This is a genomic window from Pseudarthrobacter sp. NPDC059871 (assembly GCF_042731175.1).
Classification (GTDB): domain Bacteria; phylum Actinomycetota; class Actinomycetes; order Actinomycetales; family Micrococcaceae; genus Arthrobacter.
Genome location: NZ_JBHWJV010000005.1, coordinates 247,518 through 264,029, shown reverse-complemented (window position 1 = coordinate 264,029; position 16,512 = coordinate 247,518). Strand labels below are relative to the sequence as shown.

Below are 16,512 nucleotides of genomic sequence, written 5' to 3'. Positions count from 1 at the left end.
TTGCATATGGTGATGTGCGTTGCTCATAGCGAAGCGACAGCGCAGCTCCCACTCAACACCGCCAACCAGGAGAACCACACGCCATGACCGCATCGCCCCGCGTCGTCATCATCGGAGCCGGCATCGTCGGCACGAACCTCGCCGACGAACTCGCCAGCCGCGGCTGGAACAACATCACCGTGGTGGAACAGGGACCGCTTGAACTCGCCGGCGGTTCCACTTCCCACGCTCCTGGCCTGGTGTTCCAGACCAATCCGTCCAAGACGATGACCGAGTTCGCCACCTACACGGTGAACAAGCTGCTCTCCCTGAGCGCTGACGGCGTCTCCTGCTTCAACCAGGTGGGCGGCCTAGAACTGGCCACCACGGAGGCCCGCCTTGAGGACCTCAAGCGAAAGCTTGGCTACGCCACCTCCTGGGGTGTTGACGGCCGCATCATCGACGCCGATGAATGCGAGAAGCACTGGCCGCTGCTCAACTCCGGTTCTTTGGCCGACGGCCGCCAGGTCCTGGGCGGACTGTTCGTTCCATCCGACGGCCTCGCCTCGGCGGCGCGCGCCGTCCAGCTCCTCATCGCCAAGGCCCGCGCGGCAGGGGTGACCTTCCGCGGCTCCACCACCGTGACCGGCGTCGAGCAGGCAGGCGGCAAGGTGACCGGCGTGCAGACGCCCGACGGCGTGATCCCGGCGGACATCGTGGTCTCCTGCGCCGGGTTCTGGGGCCGTGAACTGGGCAAGATGGTGGGCCTCAGCGTGCCGCTGCTGCCCCTGGCCCACCAATACGTGAAGACCACCCCGGTGGACGCGCTCAATGGCATCAACGACCTGCCCAACGGTGCCAGCAAGCCCATCCTGCGCTACCAGGACCGCGACCTCTACTTCAGGGAGCACGGCAACCGGATCGGCATCGGCAGCTACGCCCACAAGCCCATGCCGGTGGACATGGACCGGCTGCCCCGGGTTGGCGCGGACGAGATGTCCGACCACCGCATGCCGTCCCGGCTCGAATTCACCCTGGAGGACTTCGCCCCGGCCTGGGAGGACTGCCAGGACCTGCTGCCGGCACTTCACCAGGCCCAGATCAACGATGCGTTCAACGGCATCTTCTCCTTCACCCCGGACGGCGGCCCCCTCATGGGCGAGGCACCGGACCTGTCCGGCTTCTTCGTGGCCGAGGCCGTCTGGGTCACCCACTCCGCCGGCGTGGCCAAAGCCATGGCCGAACTCCTGGTCACCGGACACCCGGAGACCGACCTGCACGGCTGCGAGCTCACCCGGTTCGAAAAGGTCCAGACCTCCGATTCCTACGTCAGCGAAACCTCGCAGCAGAACTTCGTGGAGATCTACGACGTCCTGCACCCGCTGCAGCCCCGCGAATCCCCGCGCGACCTGCGCGTCAGCCCGTTCAACGTGCGGCAGAGGGAACTGGGTGCGTTCTTCCTGGAATCCGCCGCCTGGGAGCGCCCGCACTGGTTCGAAGCCAACCGCGGGCTCCTGGCGGAGCTGCCTGAGGAATGGCGTGCGCCCGAACGCGACGAGTGGGCCGCCATGTTCCACTCCCCCATCTCCGCCGCCGAAGCGTGGAAGACGCGCACCGCCGTCGGGCTCTACGACATGACGCCGCTGAAGCGGCTCTCCGTGACCGGCCCCGGGGCACAGGCGCTGCTGCACCGGCTCAGCACCGGCAACATCGCCAAGAAGCCCGGCGCCGTGACCTACTGCCTCCTGCTGGAGCACGACGGCGGCATCCGCAGTGACGTGACCGTCGCCAGGCTCAGCGAGGAGGAGTTGCAGCTGGGCGTCAACAGCAACGTTGACTTTGACTACCTCCGCGTGGAGGCCCGCCGGCAGTCGGCTGCGGATCCGGCCCAGTGGGCGCACGTCACGGACATCACCGGCAGCACCTGCTGCATCGGCCTGTGGGGCCCGCTGGCCCGCGAGGTGATGGGCAAGGTCAGCGAGGACGACCTGACCAACGACGGCCTGAAGTACTTCCGGACCAAGGAGATCACGGTAGGCGGCATCCCCGTCACCGCCATGCGCCTCTCCTACGTCGGCGAACTCGGCTGGGAGCTCTACACCACCGCCGAGTATGGCCTGAAGCTCTGGGACCTGCTGTTCGAGGCCGGCCAGGAGCACGGCATCGTCGCCGCCGGACGCGGCGCCTTCAACAGCATGCGGCTGGAGAAGGGCTACCGGCTCTGGGGCACCGACATGACCTCCGAGCACCACCCCTACGAGTCCGGCCTGGGCTTCTCCGTGGCCAAGGACAAGACCGGGTTCGTGGGCGCCGAGGCCCTTGCCCCGCGCAAGGAGCAGCCCGCCACCCGGGCCCTGCGCTGCCTGACGGTCGACGACGGCACGTCAGTGGTGCTCGGCAAGGAACCTGTCTACGTGGGCGGGGAAGCCGTCGGGTACGTCACCAGCGCCGCCTACGGCTACACCGTGCACAAGCCGATCGCCTACGCCTGGCTGCCTGCCGGCGTCGAAATCGGTGACGCCGTGGAAATCGAATACTTCGGCAAGCGTGTAGCGGCCACCGTCTCCGCTGAGCCCCTGGTGGACCCCGGCATGGAGCGTATCCGCGGCTGACAAAGCCTGCCAGCAGCAGAATGCCCCCGCTTCCTTCCGGAAGCGGGGGCATTTTTGCTGTGAACCTAGACGCTGCTCGCCTGCAGCGACGCGGACTCTTCAGCCACGGCCGCCTCGCCCTTATGCGGTTCAAAGCGGACGAACATGGCCTTGAAGCCGGGGGTGTTGGATTCGCGGGCCACGTTTTCCTTGTGGACCAGGGCGTTGGCTTCGGGGAAGTACGCCGCTGCGCAGCCCTTGGCGGTGGGGTAGGCCACCAGGCGGAACTTGTCCGCCCGGCGGTCAACCCCCTGGAAGGTGCTCACCACGTCCACGAGTTCCCGGTCCTGGAAGCCTTGCTCGGCGAGGTCCTCCGGGTGGATCAGGATGACGCGGCGGCCGCCGGAGACGCCGCGGTAACGGTCATCCAGGCCGTAGAACGTGGTGTTGTACTGGTCGTGGCTGCGGATGGTCTGCAGCACCAGGTGGCCGGCCGGCGGCGTCAGGTACTCCAGCGGGCTGACAGTGAACCGGCCACGGCCGATGTCCGTGGCGAAGGAGCGGGTGTCGCGCGGCGGGTTGGGCAGCACGAAGCCGTTCTTGGTCCGGACCCTGGCGTTGAAGTCCTCGAAACCGGGCAGGACGCGGGAGATGTGGTCGCGGATCACGTCGTAGTCCTCGGCCATGCCGCGCCAGTCAACGGAGTGGTCCTTGCCGAAGGTGGCCCCTGCCATCCTCGCCACGATCACGGGTTCGGAGAGCAGGTGCTCGGACACCGGCGTGAGGCGGCCCTGGGTGGAATGGACCACGGACATGGAGTCCTCCACCGAGAGGAACTGCGCGCCCTTGGGGTGCTTGTCGTCCCTGTCCGTGCGGCCCAGCGTGGGCAGGATCAGCGAGGTGCGGCCGTGCACAATATGGGAGCGGTTGGGCTTGGTGGAGATATGAACGGTCAGGCCGATGCGCTGCATGCCGGCCTCCAGGGCCTCGGTGTCCGAGCAGGCGAGCGAGAAGTTGCCGCCCATCGAGACGAAGACGTCCACCTCGTCGCGGTCGAAGGCCTCCATGGACTCCACGGCGTCGTGGCCGTGGTGCCGCGGGGACGTAATCCCGAACTCGGCATCGAGGGCCGCGAGCAGCCATTCCTTGGGCTTTTCCCAGATGCCCATGGTCCGGTCGCCCTGGACGTTGGAGTGCCCGCGGACGGGGCACGCGCCCGCGCCGGGCTTGCCGAAGTTGCCCTGCAGCAGCAGGACGTTGACCATTTCCTTGATGGTGTCCACGGAGTGCGGCTGCTGGGTGACACCCAGCGCCCAGCAGAAGATGGACGCCTTGGAGGCCAGCAGCATCCCTGCCACCTTTTCGATCTGCGCCCGGTCCAGGCCGGTGGCCTTCTCCGTCTCGTCCCAGTCCAGGGTGCGGCGGGCGTCGCGGTAGGCGTCGAACCCGTCAGTCTGCGCGGCGATGAAGGAATGGTCGACGACGGTTCCCGGGTTCTTCTCCTCGGCCTCCAGCAGCAGGTGGCCGAGCGCCTGGAACAGGGCCAGGTCCCCACCCACCTTGATCTGCAGGTACTCGTCGGCCAGCGGCGTGCCGCCGCCCACCACGCCGGACACCGTCTGGGGATCCCGGAAGTTGAACAGGCCGGCCTCGGGCAGCGGGTTCACGGCCACCACCTTGCCGCCCTTGTCCTTGCACTCCTTGAGGGCAGAGAGCATGCGCGGGTGGTTGGTGCCCGGGTTCTGGCCCACCACGAAGATGAGTTCGGAGTCGTGGATGTCGTCCAGGGACACCGTGCCCTTGCCGATGCCGATGGTCGGGTTCAGCGCGGAGCCGGAGGACTCGTGGCACATGTTGGAGCAGTCCGGAAGGTTGTTGGTGCCCAGGGCCCGCGCGAACAGCTGGTACATGAAAGCGGTCTCGTTGGCGGTGCGGCCTGAGGTGTAGAAAACGGAACGGTCCGGCGTGGTGGCACGGATGTGCTCACCGATCAGCTCAAACGCTTCATTCCAGGAGATGGGCGAATAGTGCGTCTCGCCTTCCCGGATCACCACGGGTTCGCTGAGCCGGCCCTGGTTCCCCAGCCAGTATTCGGTCTTCTCCGACAGTTCAGCAATGGAGTGCTTGGCCCAGAACTCGGCGCCCACGGTGCGGAGGGTGTTCTCCTCGGCCACGGCCTTGGCGCCGTTCTCGCAGAACTCGGCAGCCTTGCGCTTCTTGTCCGATTCAGGCCACGCGCAGCCCGGGCAGTCGAAGCCGCCGCGCTGGTTCAACCGCAGCAGGGACTGCGCCGTCCGGGTCACGCCCGCCTGTGCCACCGCACGCTCCAGCGCCACCATGACGGCCTTGACGCCCGCTGCTTCGGCTTTGGGCTTGTGGACCTCAAGCAGGTCCTCGTTGATGTCCGCCACCGGGGCGGGCTGCTTACCGAACTTCATCGTTCCAACTTCCTTACCGGCATATGTTGATCAATCGCTGATGGAGGCGTGCCGGGGGTTTTCCGGCACGCCTCCACTGCGCGCTCTTCTGGACTGCGCCTACTCCGCGATCTTGGCCAGGGTTTCCTGTTCGGCAGCGATGGTGGTGTTGTCACCGTGGCCGGTGCGCACCACCGTTTCGGCCGGCAGGGTCAGCAGCCGTTCGCGGATGGAGGTGAGGATGGTGGGGTAGTCGCTGTACGAGCGGCCGGTGGCACCCGGTCCGCCGTTGAACAGGGTGTCCCCCGTGAAAACTGTGCCTTCGCTCGCCAGGTAGAAGCACGTGGATCCCGGCGAGTGGCCCGGCGTGTGGATGGCCTTAAGCACCGCGCCGCCCACTTCGAACTCCTCACCGTCCACGTGGTACTGGTCCGGGGTGGCGTCCGGGTATTCCTGTTCCCAGAGGACCAGGTCCTCCCGGTTCAGGATGATCGGTGCGCCAACGGCTTCGGCGACCTCGCGGGCAGCGCCGATGTGGTCGTTGTGCGCGTGCGTGAGCAGGATGGCCTTGACCGTGCGGCCCTTGACCTGGTTGATGATCGCCGCGGCGTCATGTGGGGAATCGATGATCACGCATTCGGTGCCGTTGCCCACGATCCAGACGTTGTTGTCCACGTCCCAGGTGCCGCCGTCGAGCGAAAACGTGCCCGAGGTGACCAGGTTCTCGATGGTGACGCTCATGCGGCGGCCCCCGCGATTTCGGTACCGGCCTGGATTTCGACGACGGAGCGCAGGACCTTGCCCTCGTGCATCTTGCCGAAGGCCCCCTCCACCTGGTCGATGGTGATCCGCTCGGACACGAACGCGTCCAGGTCCAGGTTGCCCTGCTTGTAGTGGGACACGAGCATGGGGAAGTCGCGGGAGGGCAGGCAGTCGCCGTACCAGGAGGACTTCAGGGATCCGCCGCGGCCAAAGACATCCAGCAGCGGCAGTTCCAGCTGCATCTCCGGCGTCGGAACGCCCACCAGGACCACGCGGCCGGCGAGGTCGCGGGCGTAGAAGGCCTGTTTGAAGGTTTCGGGACGGCCGACGGCGTCAATCACCACGTCCGCTCCGTTGCCTCCGGTGAGGGCCTGGATGGCCGCCACGGCGTCTTCCTGCTTGGAGTTGACGCCATGGGTGGCGCCGAGGTTCTTGGCCATGTCGATCTTGTTGTCGTCGATGTCCACGGCGATGATCGTCGTAGCGCCGGCGAGCTTGGCCCCGGCGATCGCCGCGATGCCCACGCCGCCGCAGCCGATCACGGCCACGGATTCGCCGCGCTTGACCTCACCGGTGTTGATGGCGGCGCCGATGCCGGCCATCACGCCGCAGCCCAGCAGGCCCACAGCGGCAGCATCAGCCTCGGGATCCACCTTGGTGCACTGCCCGGCGGCAACGAGCGTCTTTTCAGCGAACGCGCCGATGCCCAGCGCGGGAGACAGCTCGGTGCCGTCCTCAAGGGTCATCTTCTGGGTGGCGTTGGCGGTATTGAAGCAGTACTGGGGCTGGCCCTTGGCACAGGCGCGGCACTGGCCGCACACCGCACGCCAGTTCAGGATCACACGGTCACCCGGCGCCACCTCCGTGACGCCCTCGCCCACGGCGCTGACCACGCCGGTGGCCTCGTGGCCCAGCAGGTAGGGGAAATCATCGCCAATGCCGCCCTGCTTGTAGTGCAGGTCGGTGTGGCACACACCGCAGGTCAGGATGTCCACCAACGCCTCGCCCGGGCCCGGATCCGGGACCAGGATGGTTTCCAGTGACACCGGAGCGTCCTTCTCACGGGCAATGACAGCTTGAACTTTGTGAACCATGGTTCTGTGTTCCTTTCCTGGATCCGGCCGGATCCGGTGAGTCGGCACCAGTTGCCAATCTAGCCGACACGGCAGGGTGGCTGCCCGCCGGCGACTTAGTCGGCATGCGCCGGGTGCATTGCGCATTACACAACACGGCGCACATAGTGCTACTAGAGAATATGACAGCGGCCACAGTTGGTGTCAATAGATATATCAGTCATACCGCTGGGCGGACAGTGCCGGGCCTCCCTCCCGGCGCGCTGCTTACCGGCGCCGGGCCTCCCAGCTCCGTGGCTGCATTACGCGCACCAAATCTCCGGCAGTAGGCTGGATGGCATGTCTTCGAACCAACCCCCCGCCGAGCGGCGCGAGGTAACCGTCCGCCGGGCCCCCAAATTCGTACCATTCCTGGTGCTGGGCGCACTGGTGGGCTTCGCTGCAGCTGCAATCGCGGCGTTCGGGGTTCCCGCGGATGAGGACTTCGATCCGGGCGCGGTTTTCGGCTTCCTCATGATCACGTTCGGCGCCGCCGGAGCCGTCCTTGGTGCGGTCCTGGCGCTGATCCTCGACCGCCGGAGCGTCCGCAGGCAGCAGCGCGTCGTCGTCGAATCCGTTCCGGACTCAGAACCGGACACCGACCCGCAGCCGTGACCCCCGCCACCGGCAGCACGCCCCGGCAACCGGGCGCGTGACGCTGCCGGGTCACAAAGGGGAGCGGGAAAAAGTCCTACCCCATGTCGTGCGATAATCGATCAGTGGCACGCGGCGATGGAAAACTTTCCCATGATCTTCTTCCCGGCGAAAAAGGCCCGCAGGACGCCTGTGGCGTCTTCGGCGTCTGGGCTCCCGGTGAAGAAGTAGCAAAACTAACCTATTACGGGCTGTACGCACTGCAGCACCGTGGCCAGGAGTCGGCTGGTATCGCTACCAGTGACGGCAAACGGATCAATGTCTACAAGGACATGGGGCTGGTGTCCCAGGTCTTCGACGAGACAACCCTGAACACCCTCACCGGGCACCTGGCCGTGGGGCACTGCCGTTACTCCACCACCGGAGCCAGTCACTGGGCCAACGCCCAGCCCACCCTCGGCGCCACTTCCACCGGCACCGTGGCCCTGGCGCACAACGGCAACCTGACCAACACCGCCGAGCTCAACGCCATGATCACTGAACGCAACGGCGGCCAGCTCACCGGCGAAATGAAGCAGGGCAACACCTCGGACACCGCCCTGGTCACGGCCCTCCTTGAAGGCGAGCCCGGCAAGACCCTCGAGGAAACCGCCACCGAACTGCTGCCCAAGATCAAGGGCGGCTTCTGCTTCGTCTTCATGGACGAAGGCACTCTCTACGCGGCCCGCGACACCTATGGCATCCGCCCGCTGGTCCTTGGCCGGCTGGAACGCGGCTGGGTAGTGGCCTCCGAGCAGTCCGCCCTGGCCACCGTTGGCGCCAGCTTCATCCGCGAGATCGAGCCCGGCGAATTCATTGCCATCGACGAAGAAGGCGTGCGCTCCAAGAAGTTCGCTGAGCCCACTCCGGCCGGCTGCGTATTCGAGTACGTGTACCTCGCCCGTCCGGACGCCGCGATTGCCGGCCGTTCCGTCTACGAATCCCGCGTGGAAATGGGCCGCCAGCTGGCCCGCGAAAACACCCACGAAGCGGACATCGTCATCCCCGTCCCGGAGTCCGGCACCCCCGCTGCCGTGGGATATGCCGAAGAATCCGGCATTCCGTTCGCACACGGCTTCGTCAAGAACTCCTACGTGGGCCGCACCTTCATCCAGCCTTCGCAGACGCTGCGCCAGCTGGGTATCCGGCTCAAGCTCAACGCCCTTGAGTCCGTGATCCGCGGCAAGCGCGTGGTGGTGGTGGACGATTCGATCGTCCGTGGCAACACCCAGCGGGCCATCGTCAGGATGCTCCGCGAGGCTGGCGCTGCTTCCGTGCACGTCAAGATTTCCTCCCCGCCCGTCCAGTGGCCGTGCTTCTATGGCATCGACTTCGCCTCCCGTGCGGAGCTCATCGCCAACGGCGCCACCATCGAGGAAATCTCCCAGGCCATCGGCGCCGATTCGCTGGCCTACATTTCCGAAGACGGCATGATCGACGCCACCCGCCAGCCCCGGGAACGCCTCTGCACCGCGTGCTTCACGGGCAAGTACCCGATTGCCCTGCCGGGTGCCGACAAGCTGGGCAAGAACCTCCTGGAACGCACCGACCTTGTCGGAAAGCCTGGCGGCCTGGCGCCGTCGCCGTCCGCCTTGCCGGGCGAAACCGCAGCCCTCGCCGTTGACTCGGACGAGGACCCTGCCGAAAAGGCCGGCGCTACCGGCTGCGATCCCGGTCCGGACTCCGAGTTTGAAAACCTGCTGACCGACGCCGACATGGTGCCAGACGTACACGCCGCCGCAGGCACTGACAAGAAAGAGTCCGTATGACTTCCGCAAACACCGCCGCCGGTTCCGCATCAGAGAAGGCAGGCATCACGTACGCCTCCGCGGGCGTCGATGTCGAAGCCGGCGACCGCGCCGTCGAGCTCATGAAGGGCGCCATCAAGGCGACCCACAACCCGTCGGTGATCGGCGGGGTGGGCGGCTTCGCCGGCCTCTACGACGTCTCGAAGCTGCTGACGTACAGGAAGCCGCTGCTTGCCACCTCCACGGATGGTGTGGGTACGAAGGTTGCCATCGCCCAGGCCATGGATATCCACGACACCATCGGCTTCGACCTCGTCGGCATGGTGGTGGACGACATCGTCGTGGTGGGCGCCGAGCCGCTCTTTATGACCGACTACATCGCCTGCGGCAAGGTGGTTCCCGAGCGCATCGCCGGCATTGTGCGCGGCATCGCTGCCGCCTGCTCCGTGGCCGGTACCGCCCTGGTGGGCGGCGAAACCGCGGAACACCCCGGCCTGCTGGGCGAGCACGAATACGACGTTGCCGGTGCAGCCACGGGCGTCGTCGAAGCAGATGCCCTCCTCGGACCGGACCGCGTCCGCGCGGGCGACGTTGTGATCGGCATGGCCTCCTCCGGCCTGCACTCCAACGGCTACTCGCTGGTCCGCCGCGTGATCAACCACGCCGGCTGGGCCTTGGACCGCCAGGTCTCCGAGCTGGGCCGCACCCTGGGTGAAGAACTGCTCGAACCGACCCGCGTCTACGCCGCCGACTGCCTGGACCTGGCCCGCACCTTCCCGGTCACCGGCGCTGCAGCGGTCCACGGCTTCAGCCACGTGACCGGTGGCGGCCTCGCCGCCAACCTGGCCCGGGTCCTGCCGCAGGGCCTCGTGGCCACCGTGGACCGCGCCACCTGGGAACTGCCGGCCATCTTCAACCTCGTATCCGAACTCGGCAACGTGCCGCTGGCCGATCTGGAACGCACCCTGAACCTGGGCGTGGGAATGGTGGCCATCGTCTCCCCCGAAGCAGCGGATGCCGCCGTCGCGCGTTTGAACGAACGTGGGCTGCCGTCATGGGTGATGGGCACCGTCGCCGCAGACTCGGATTCCATCCTGAAGTCCGGCCCGGACTACGTCCAGGGCGCCAAGGGCGTGGACGGCGGCGCAGTCCGCATGGTCAACGCCTACGCCTAAATCCCCCATCGAGTGCTCCGTACCTGCCCTTGAAGCCTCAAACGGCAGTTACGGAGCACTTGATGCGTTAAGAGGCGCTTTAGACCTCCAGCAGGCTGAATTCGCCGCCCTGCGGGTCGCGGATGGTGGCCGGGCCCTCGCCGGAGCCGTCGTCCGGTTCCACGAGGACTTCGCCGCCCGAATCCCTGACCGCCTGCACGGCGGCGCTGAGGTCCGCCACGCCAAAGTAGATCTGCCAGCCGGCCGGTCCCTCGTCCGGCGCCACCCCGGCCACCTCCGTGCCGTCCAGCATCAGTGTGCTGTACGTGCCGCCGTCGTCCTGCGGGTACTCCGTGACGTCATGCCCAAACAGGTGCTGGAAGAAACCGATGGCGGCCTGGGGCTCAGGGGTGAGCAGCTCGGCCCAGGACAGTGCACCGGGCCCGTTGTACCGTCCTGAGCCGCGGTGTGTTCCGGGCTGCCACACTCCGGTGGTGCCGCCGCCCGGCGGGTCCACGAAAACCATGGTGCCGGTGTCCCCCACCTCTTCGGGACCGAACTGCACGGCACCGCCGGCGTGGACCGCTTCGCTGGCTATGCTGCGCGCGTCCTCCGCGGCCAGGTAGACGTTCCACTGGGCAGCCGAACCAGGCGCCTGCATGGGGCTCTGCGGCGCGATGGTGGCCACCACGTCGTCGCCCAGGAAGGCCATCGCGTAGCTGCGGCCGTCAGGAGTTGGGTGGTCCTCGAAACGCCACCCGAACACCGCTGCGTAGAACTTCTTGGCGGCCCCGACGTCCGGCGTCTGAACGTCAGCCCAGCACGGGGCACCCTGCGGGTAGGTGTTTACAGTTGGCATGGGACCAACGGTACACGGACGCCGGTGGGAAGCCCCGGCCGCTTTCCACGCAGTGTCCGGTCGGTATGCCGTGGTATCGAACGGCAATCCCGGCGAGTGGCAGAGGAATAGTAATTGATGACGACGACGGAAAGGCCCGCGGGCACGCACTGTGAAGAGGCGTACCCAAACGGGCCTTGTGACCGAGGTCAGCAATAATGGTGCTGCAAAAGAATTCGCTCAGCGGTGGCGACTAGCCGATGCGACGGGTGTCTACCTCGTCGTCGTCATCTTCCAAATCATCCGCGTACTTATCCACATAAGCCGAATAGTCCGGTTCCACCGGCTCATTGGCGTAATGGCTCGTTGCACGACTGCCTGGGCCCGTCAGCTCACGCTGAAGTGCCGAGTAGTCAGTGTTCGGGGAATAGTACTTAATATCCCGAGCCTGCTTGGTAGCTTTTGCCTTTTGACGGCCGCGCCCCATGGCGTGACCCCCTTTTGTACTTGGACCGGAGGTGGTCACCTTGGCTATCGGTGAGGCCCCGGAATGTTTGGTCAATTTGTCGTACACCTAGATTACATGCTTTCTGCGGCCCCTGCTTGCCGCCCGACGCGCTCCCGTGGGCGTTTGGGTTACCATTCCCCGGTCCGCCCGCGGGTTTCCGGGTTTTTTCTTCGGTAGAGTCGCTTCAGGCAGCTGCCAAAACCTTTCGGACAGCGGGTTTTTGCAGTACTGACGCGACGACAACGCAGGAGGATGCAGCCGTGAACCCCCAGGACGTCCCGCCGAAACCAGCCTCCCCGCCAACGGCCGGCATTCCCCGGGTAGACGCCGCCCCCGCTCCGGCATCCGTGACGTGGCCCGCGCAGCCTGCCGAACCCGGACACTCGGCCTCCGGAGCCGCCGACTCCACCCCCTCCGGCGCCACCGCTCCCAACCGGGCACCCAGGGCGAAGGCCCTGTGGAAGACACTCTTCGCCGTCGTACTGATTGCCGTGGTGGGCGGCCTCGTGTGGCTGGGCCTGTGGCTCAACTCTGGTGCGGCTTCCCAGGAGGGCCAGGGCGGCCAGGCTGGAGTCCTGGAAACCACCCCCACACCGCGGGCGACGCCACTGCCGCTGCCGAGGGACGGCGTGAAGCCTGCCGACTACGCCGTGGGTGACTGCTTCAAGGACTTTGACCCGGAATCCCTGGCCTCAACCGCGGTGCCCTGCGACACGGGCCATTCCGCGCAACTGGTGGGCGTTTTCCGCTATCCCGCTGGTGAGCGCTACCCCGGCGCAGAAACGCTGAAGGCAAAGGCCTTGGAGATCTGCCAGGCCACCAAACTGGGCCCTGCCGCCAATAACTTCCAGCTCAACTACCAGCGCAGCTTCCCCAGCAGCACCAGCTGGGACGCCGGGGACCGCAGGGCGGATTGCTACGTGACCGCCCCGAACGGCAACGTCATCAACGCGAGCGTGCTGCCCTGACGGTTACCCGCCGGGACAGCACGCCCGTGAGGATTCCCTAGTCCTTCCGGCGCACCGACAGCCCGGCCGACGGGGCACCGGTGAGGGCGTCCACGTTGCCGTCGGCGAGTTCGCCGGGATCGGCCGCGGTGTCCACCAGCACGGTATCGCCGTCGTTGATGTCGCCGGCGAGGATGGCCTTGGCCAGCCGGTCGCCGATCTCGCGCTGCACCAGCCGGCGCAGCGGGCGGGCACCGTAGGCGGGGTCGAAACCGGAAATGGCCAGCCAGGCTTTGGCCCCCTCTGAAACCTCCAAGGTGAGCCGGCGTTCGTGCAGCCGGCGGCCCAGCTCGTCCACGTGCAGTTCAACGATGTGGCCAAGTTCCTCCACCGTGAGGGCGTCGAACAGGACCACCTCGTCCAACCGGTTCAGGAACTCCGGCTTGAAGGACGCGTTTACCGTCGCCATCACGGCGTTCCGCTTGGCCTCGGCATTGAGGGTCTGGTCCACCAGGAACTGGCTGCCCAGGTTGGACGTCAGCACCAGGATGACGTTGCGGAAGTCCACGGTGCGGCCCTGGCCGTCGGTGAGGCGGCCGTCGTCGAGCACCTGGAGCAGGATGTCGAAGACCTCGGGGTGCGCCTTCTCCACCTCGTCCAGCAGCACCACGGAGTACGGACGGCGCCGGACGGCCTCGGTGAGCTGCCCGCCCTCTTCGTAGCCGACGTAGCCCGGAGGGGCGCCCACCAGGCGTGACACGGAGTGCTTCTCGCCGTACTCGGACATATCGATGCGCACCATGGCACGTTCGTCATCGAAGAGGAAGTCCGCCAGGGCTTTTGCCAGCTCGGTCTTGCCCACGCCGGTGGGGCCCAGGAACAGGAAGGAACCCGTGGGCCGGTTGGGATCGCTGATGCCTGCACGCGCACGGCGGACGGCATCCGAAACAGCAGTAACAGCTTTGGACTGTCCGATCAGCCGCCGGCCCAGCTCTTCCTCCATGTGCAGCAGCTTCTGGCTTTCGCCCTGCAGCATGCGCCCGGCGGGGATGCCGGTCCATGCGGAGATGACCTCGGCGATGTCATCGGCGGTCACCTGCTCGGCCACCATCTGGGATGACTTGTCCGTCACGGCGGCCTCGGCCTCGGCCGCGGCGGCGAGCTCGCGTTCCAAGGCGGGAATCTCGCCGTACAGAACCCGGGAGGCGGTTTCGAGGTCGCCTTCCCGGGCGGCCTTCTCATACGCGCCGCGCAGTTCGTCCAGCTTGGCCTTCAGGTCGCCCACCCGGTTGAGTCCGGCTTTCTCGGCTTCCCAGCGGGCCTTGAGTCCGTTGAGTTCCTCCTCGCGGTCCGCCTTGTCAGCGCGCAGCGCGGCGAGCCGTTCCACGGACGCGGCGTCCTTCTCGTCCTGAAGGGCCAATTCCTCCATGGTGAGCCGGTCCACCAGCCGCTGGAGCTGGTCGATCTCCTCCGGGGCGGAATCGATTTCCATGCGCAGCCGGGACGCGGCCTCGTCCACGAGGTCGATGGCCTTGTCCGGCAGCTGCCGCCCGGAGATGTAGCGGTTGGACAGGGTGGCGGCGGCCACGAGTGCGGAGTCGGCGATGGTGACCTTGTGGTGCGCTTCGTAGCGTTCCTTCAGGCCGCGGAGGATGCCGATGGTGTCCTCGACACTGGGCTCCCCCACGTAGACCTGCTGGAAGCGGCGTTCCAGGGCAGGGTCCTTTTCGATATTCTCGCGGTATTCATCCAGGGTGGTGGCGCCGATCAGCCTGAGTTCCCCGCGCGCCAGCATGGGCTTGAGCATGTTGCCGGCGTCCATGGAGGAGTCACCGGTAGCGCCGGCGCCCACCACCGTGTGGATCTCGTCGATGAAGGTGACGATCTGGCCTTCGGAGTTCTTGATCTCCTCCAGCACAGCCTTGAGCCGCTCCTCGAATTCGCCGCGGTACTTGGCACCGGCCACCATGGACGCCAGGTCCAGGGCGATCAGGGTCTTGCCGCGCAGGCTTTCGGGAACGTCGCCCGCCACGATGCGCTGGGCGAGCCCTTCCACCACAGCGGTCTTGCCCACGCCGGGCTCGCCGATAATTACCGGGTTGTTCTTGGTGCGGCGGCTCAGCACCTGGACGATGCGGCGGATTTCGGTGTCGCGTCCGATGACCGGGTCCAGCTTGCCGGAGCGGGCCATGGCCGTGAGGTCGGTGCCGAACTTTTCCAGCGACTGGAAGGTGTTCTCCGGGTCCTGGCTGGTGACCTTCCGGTCGCCGCGGACGCCGGACAGGGCGGCCACCAGGGCTTCGTGGGAGGCGCCGGCTTCGCGGAGGAGGCGCCCGACGGCGTCACTTCCGGCAGAGAGGCCCAGCAGCAGCACCTCGGTGGACACGAAAGTGTCGCCGAGGTTTTCGGCCTCGGTCTTGGCGTTCTGGATGGCCTGCAGCGCCGGGCGCGAAAGCTGGGCCTGCTGGGAGGATCCGCCCGACGCCGAGGGAAGGGACTTGATGGCACTGCTGGCCTGGACACTGACGGCGTCCGGTTCGGCGCCGGTGGCTTTCAGCAGAGCCACTGCCACGCCGTCGCGCTGGTCCATCAGCGCCTTGAGGATGTGGGCGGGTTCCACCTGCGGATTGCCGGCCGTTGAGGCGTTCATGGCGGCAGCCGAAAGAGCCTCCTGGCTCTTGGTGGTGAATTTGACGTCCAAAGAGGGCTCCTTTCAGGGGCGTTTTCTTTAGGTTGAGTGTACTACGCTCAACTTTGAAAAACGCAGTCCTTTGGCCCTGTTTTCCCACAGCGAACCCTCGGCGCTTCCCTGCAGGCCCGGTTCCCGGCAGGACGGAAACCGGCAAGAACGCAAAACCGGCGGGCGGCTCCCCCAACAAGCCACCCGCCGGGCGGCCGGTTCCCGCGGCATCCCCCGGGAACCGGCGCCGCCCGCCCCTTACCGGGAGGGGCGGAAGTCGCGAAGACCGGAACTCAGGAGGCACCCACCCCTGAGACGCTGGTGATCCAGCTGAGGTTGCGGGACACGGACGCATGATCGTTGTAGTACCTGGTGAAGCTGGACGGGTTGGGGCTGGGCAGGATGCTCGACGTCGACAGGACACCTACCAGCTTGCCGTTGACGATGAGCGGGCCGCCGGAGTCGCCGCCCAGGGTGTGCCCGCTTTGGGACTGCGTCCGGACGGAGGCTCCGCCGTAGGTGTCCGTGCCCTGGCCGGCCACGGCGACGTCCGCCGTCTTGAGGTTGTAGGACATGGTGCCCGCGCCCTCGGTCTGGTCGCCCCAGCCGTACACCTTGGCCGGAGCCCCGATGGCGGGGAAAGAGCTGGAGAGCCCTACATAGGAGCCGTAATGCGGGGTGGACAGTTTCAGCAGCAGGACATCGCCGGTACTGGAGGCATAGCGGCCGGCCACGGTCTTCACGGTGCCGCCGGCTTCCAGGTAGGTGGACCCCAGCCGGACAGACTGCAGGGAGGCGGAATTGCAGTGCTTGGCCGTGATTACCCAGCTGGCCGAGATCTGGCTGCCGGTGCATCCTACGTTGGTGCCGGTGGCATCGAAGGAGATCTGCGCTGCATAGGGGGCTGCGGAAATGGTGGTGGTGCTGCCGCCGGCTATGTCGGGGCTTGCCGTGTCACCGCCCGGCGCGGGTGCGGCCTGTGCAGGCAGCGGGCCCATGAGCGCAGCAGTCGCGGCAACGGCGGCAAGGATTCTGGCGATTTTCACAGCGGTGGCTCCTTCGCAAGGGACCCCGCACCGCTGCCGGTTGAGGCGCGGACGGGGTCGGTTCCGGTTGATGGGCGGAGGCGATGGCCTTGCCGCC

Annotated in this window: 12 protein-coding genes; 5 read left to right on the top strand and 7 right to left on the bottom strand. The window is 66.8% G+C overall.

Annotation, left to right across the window (positions count from 1 at the left end; all coding sequences use genetic code 11):
- Positions 1–83 precede the first annotated feature (83 nt).
- On the top strand, positions 84–2,591 hold the full coding sequence (locus ACFV4R_RS09345; RefSeq protein ID WP_377202072.1) for an FAD-dependent oxidoreductase: 2,508 nt from the start codon (positions 84–86) through the stop codon (positions 2,589–2,591).
- A gap of 65 nt (positions 2,592–2,656) precedes the next feature.
- Here ACFV4R_RS09345 and ACFV4R_RS09340 read toward each other — a convergent pair whose 3' ends face one another.
- The 3 genes from ACFV4R_RS09340 to ACFV4R_RS09330 all read right to left on the bottom strand — a co-directional run bounded on the left by ACFV4R_RS09340 (position 2,657) and on the right by ACFV4R_RS09330 (position 6,843).
- The gene (locus tag ACFV4R_RS09340) at positions 2,657–5,008 is read right to left on the bottom strand and encodes an FdhF/YdeP family oxidoreductase (RefSeq protein WP_377202071.1); all 2,352 of its coding nucleotides are present in this window, start codon (positions 5,006–5,008) and stop codon (positions 2,657–2,659) included.
- Between the two features lie 99 nt (positions 5,009–5,107).
- Positions 5,108–5,728 carry an MBL fold metallo-hydrolase gene (locus tag ACFV4R_RS09335; RefSeq protein ID WP_377202070.1) on the bottom strand — a complete coding sequence of 207 codons (621 nt, stop codon included), beginning with the start codon at positions 5,726–5,728 and terminating at the stop codon, positions 5,108–5,110.
- Complete coding sequence (locus ACFV4R_RS09330; protein WP_377202069.1) at positions 5,725–6,843, bottom strand: S-(hydroxymethyl)mycothiol dehydrogenase; 1,119 nt, start codon at positions 6,841–6,843, stop codon at positions 5,725–5,727. Before ACFV4R_RS09330 ends, ACFV4R_RS09335 begins: the two co-directional genes overlap by 4 nt.
- Before the next feature lie 318 nt (positions 6,844–7,161).
- Between ACFV4R_RS09330 and ACFV4R_RS09325 the strand changes: the two genes are divergently transcribed.
- The 3 genes from ACFV4R_RS09325 (at position 7,162) to purM (ending at position 10,417) form a co-directional block, all read left to right on the top strand.
- Entirely contained in the window at positions 7,162–7,476 is a 315-nt protein-coding gene (locus tag ACFV4R_RS09325) for a hypothetical protein (RefSeq protein WP_091723422.1), read from the top strand.
- A 104-nt stretch (positions 7,477–7,580) separates the two neighbouring features.
- Complete coding sequence (gene purF, locus ACFV4R_RS09320) at positions 7,581–9,263, top strand: amidophosphoribosyltransferase (RefSeq protein WP_377202068.1); 1,683 nt, start codon at positions 7,581–7,583, stop codon at positions 9,261–9,263.
- Positions 9,260–10,417, top strand: coding sequence for a phosphoribosylformylglycinamidine cyclo-ligase (purM, locus tag ACFV4R_RS09315; protein ID WP_377202067.1), 1,158 nt, complete (start codon positions 9,260–9,262; stop codon positions 10,415–10,417). The genes purF and purM overlap by 4 nt, the downstream gene beginning before the upstream one ends.
- A 79-nt stretch (positions 10,418–10,496) precedes the next feature.
- On the opposite strand, the gene ACFV4R_RS09310 is transcribed toward purM, so the two are convergent.
- Complete coding sequence (locus ACFV4R_RS09310) at positions 10,497–11,255, bottom strand: VOC family protein (RefSeq protein ID WP_377202066.1); 759 nt, start codon at positions 11,253–11,255, stop codon at positions 10,497–10,499.
- Between the two features lie 232 nt (positions 11,256–11,487).
- Positions 11,488–11,721 (bottom strand): DUF3073 domain-containing protein, encoded by a 234-nt coding sequence (locus ACFV4R_RS09305; protein ID WP_377202091.1) that lies wholly within the window; start codon positions 11,719–11,721, stop codon positions 11,488–11,490.
- A 281-nt stretch (positions 11,722–12,002) separates the two neighbouring features.
- On the opposite strand from ACFV4R_RS09305, the gene ACFV4R_RS09300 reads away from it, so the two are divergent.
- The gene (locus ACFV4R_RS09300) at positions 12,003–12,710 is read left to right on the top strand and encodes a septum formation family protein (RefSeq protein WP_377202065.1); all 708 of its coding nucleotides are present in this window, start codon (positions 12,003–12,005) and stop codon (positions 12,708–12,710) included.
- A 37-nt stretch (positions 12,711–12,747) separates the two neighbouring features.
- On the opposite strand, the gene clpB is transcribed toward ACFV4R_RS09300, so the two are convergent.
- Positions 12,748–15,390 (bottom strand): ATP-dependent chaperone ClpB, encoded by a 2,643-nt coding sequence (clpB, locus tag ACFV4R_RS09295; protein WP_377202064.1) that lies wholly within the window; start codon positions 15,388–15,390, stop codon positions 12,748–12,750.
- Between the two features lie 272 nt (positions 15,391–15,662).
- On the bottom strand, positions 15,663–16,415 hold the full coding sequence (locus ACFV4R_RS09290; RefSeq protein ID WP_377202063.1) for a S1 family peptidase: 753 nt from the start codon (positions 16,413–16,415) through the stop codon (positions 15,663–15,665).
- Positions 16,416–16,512 lie beyond the last annotated feature (97 nt).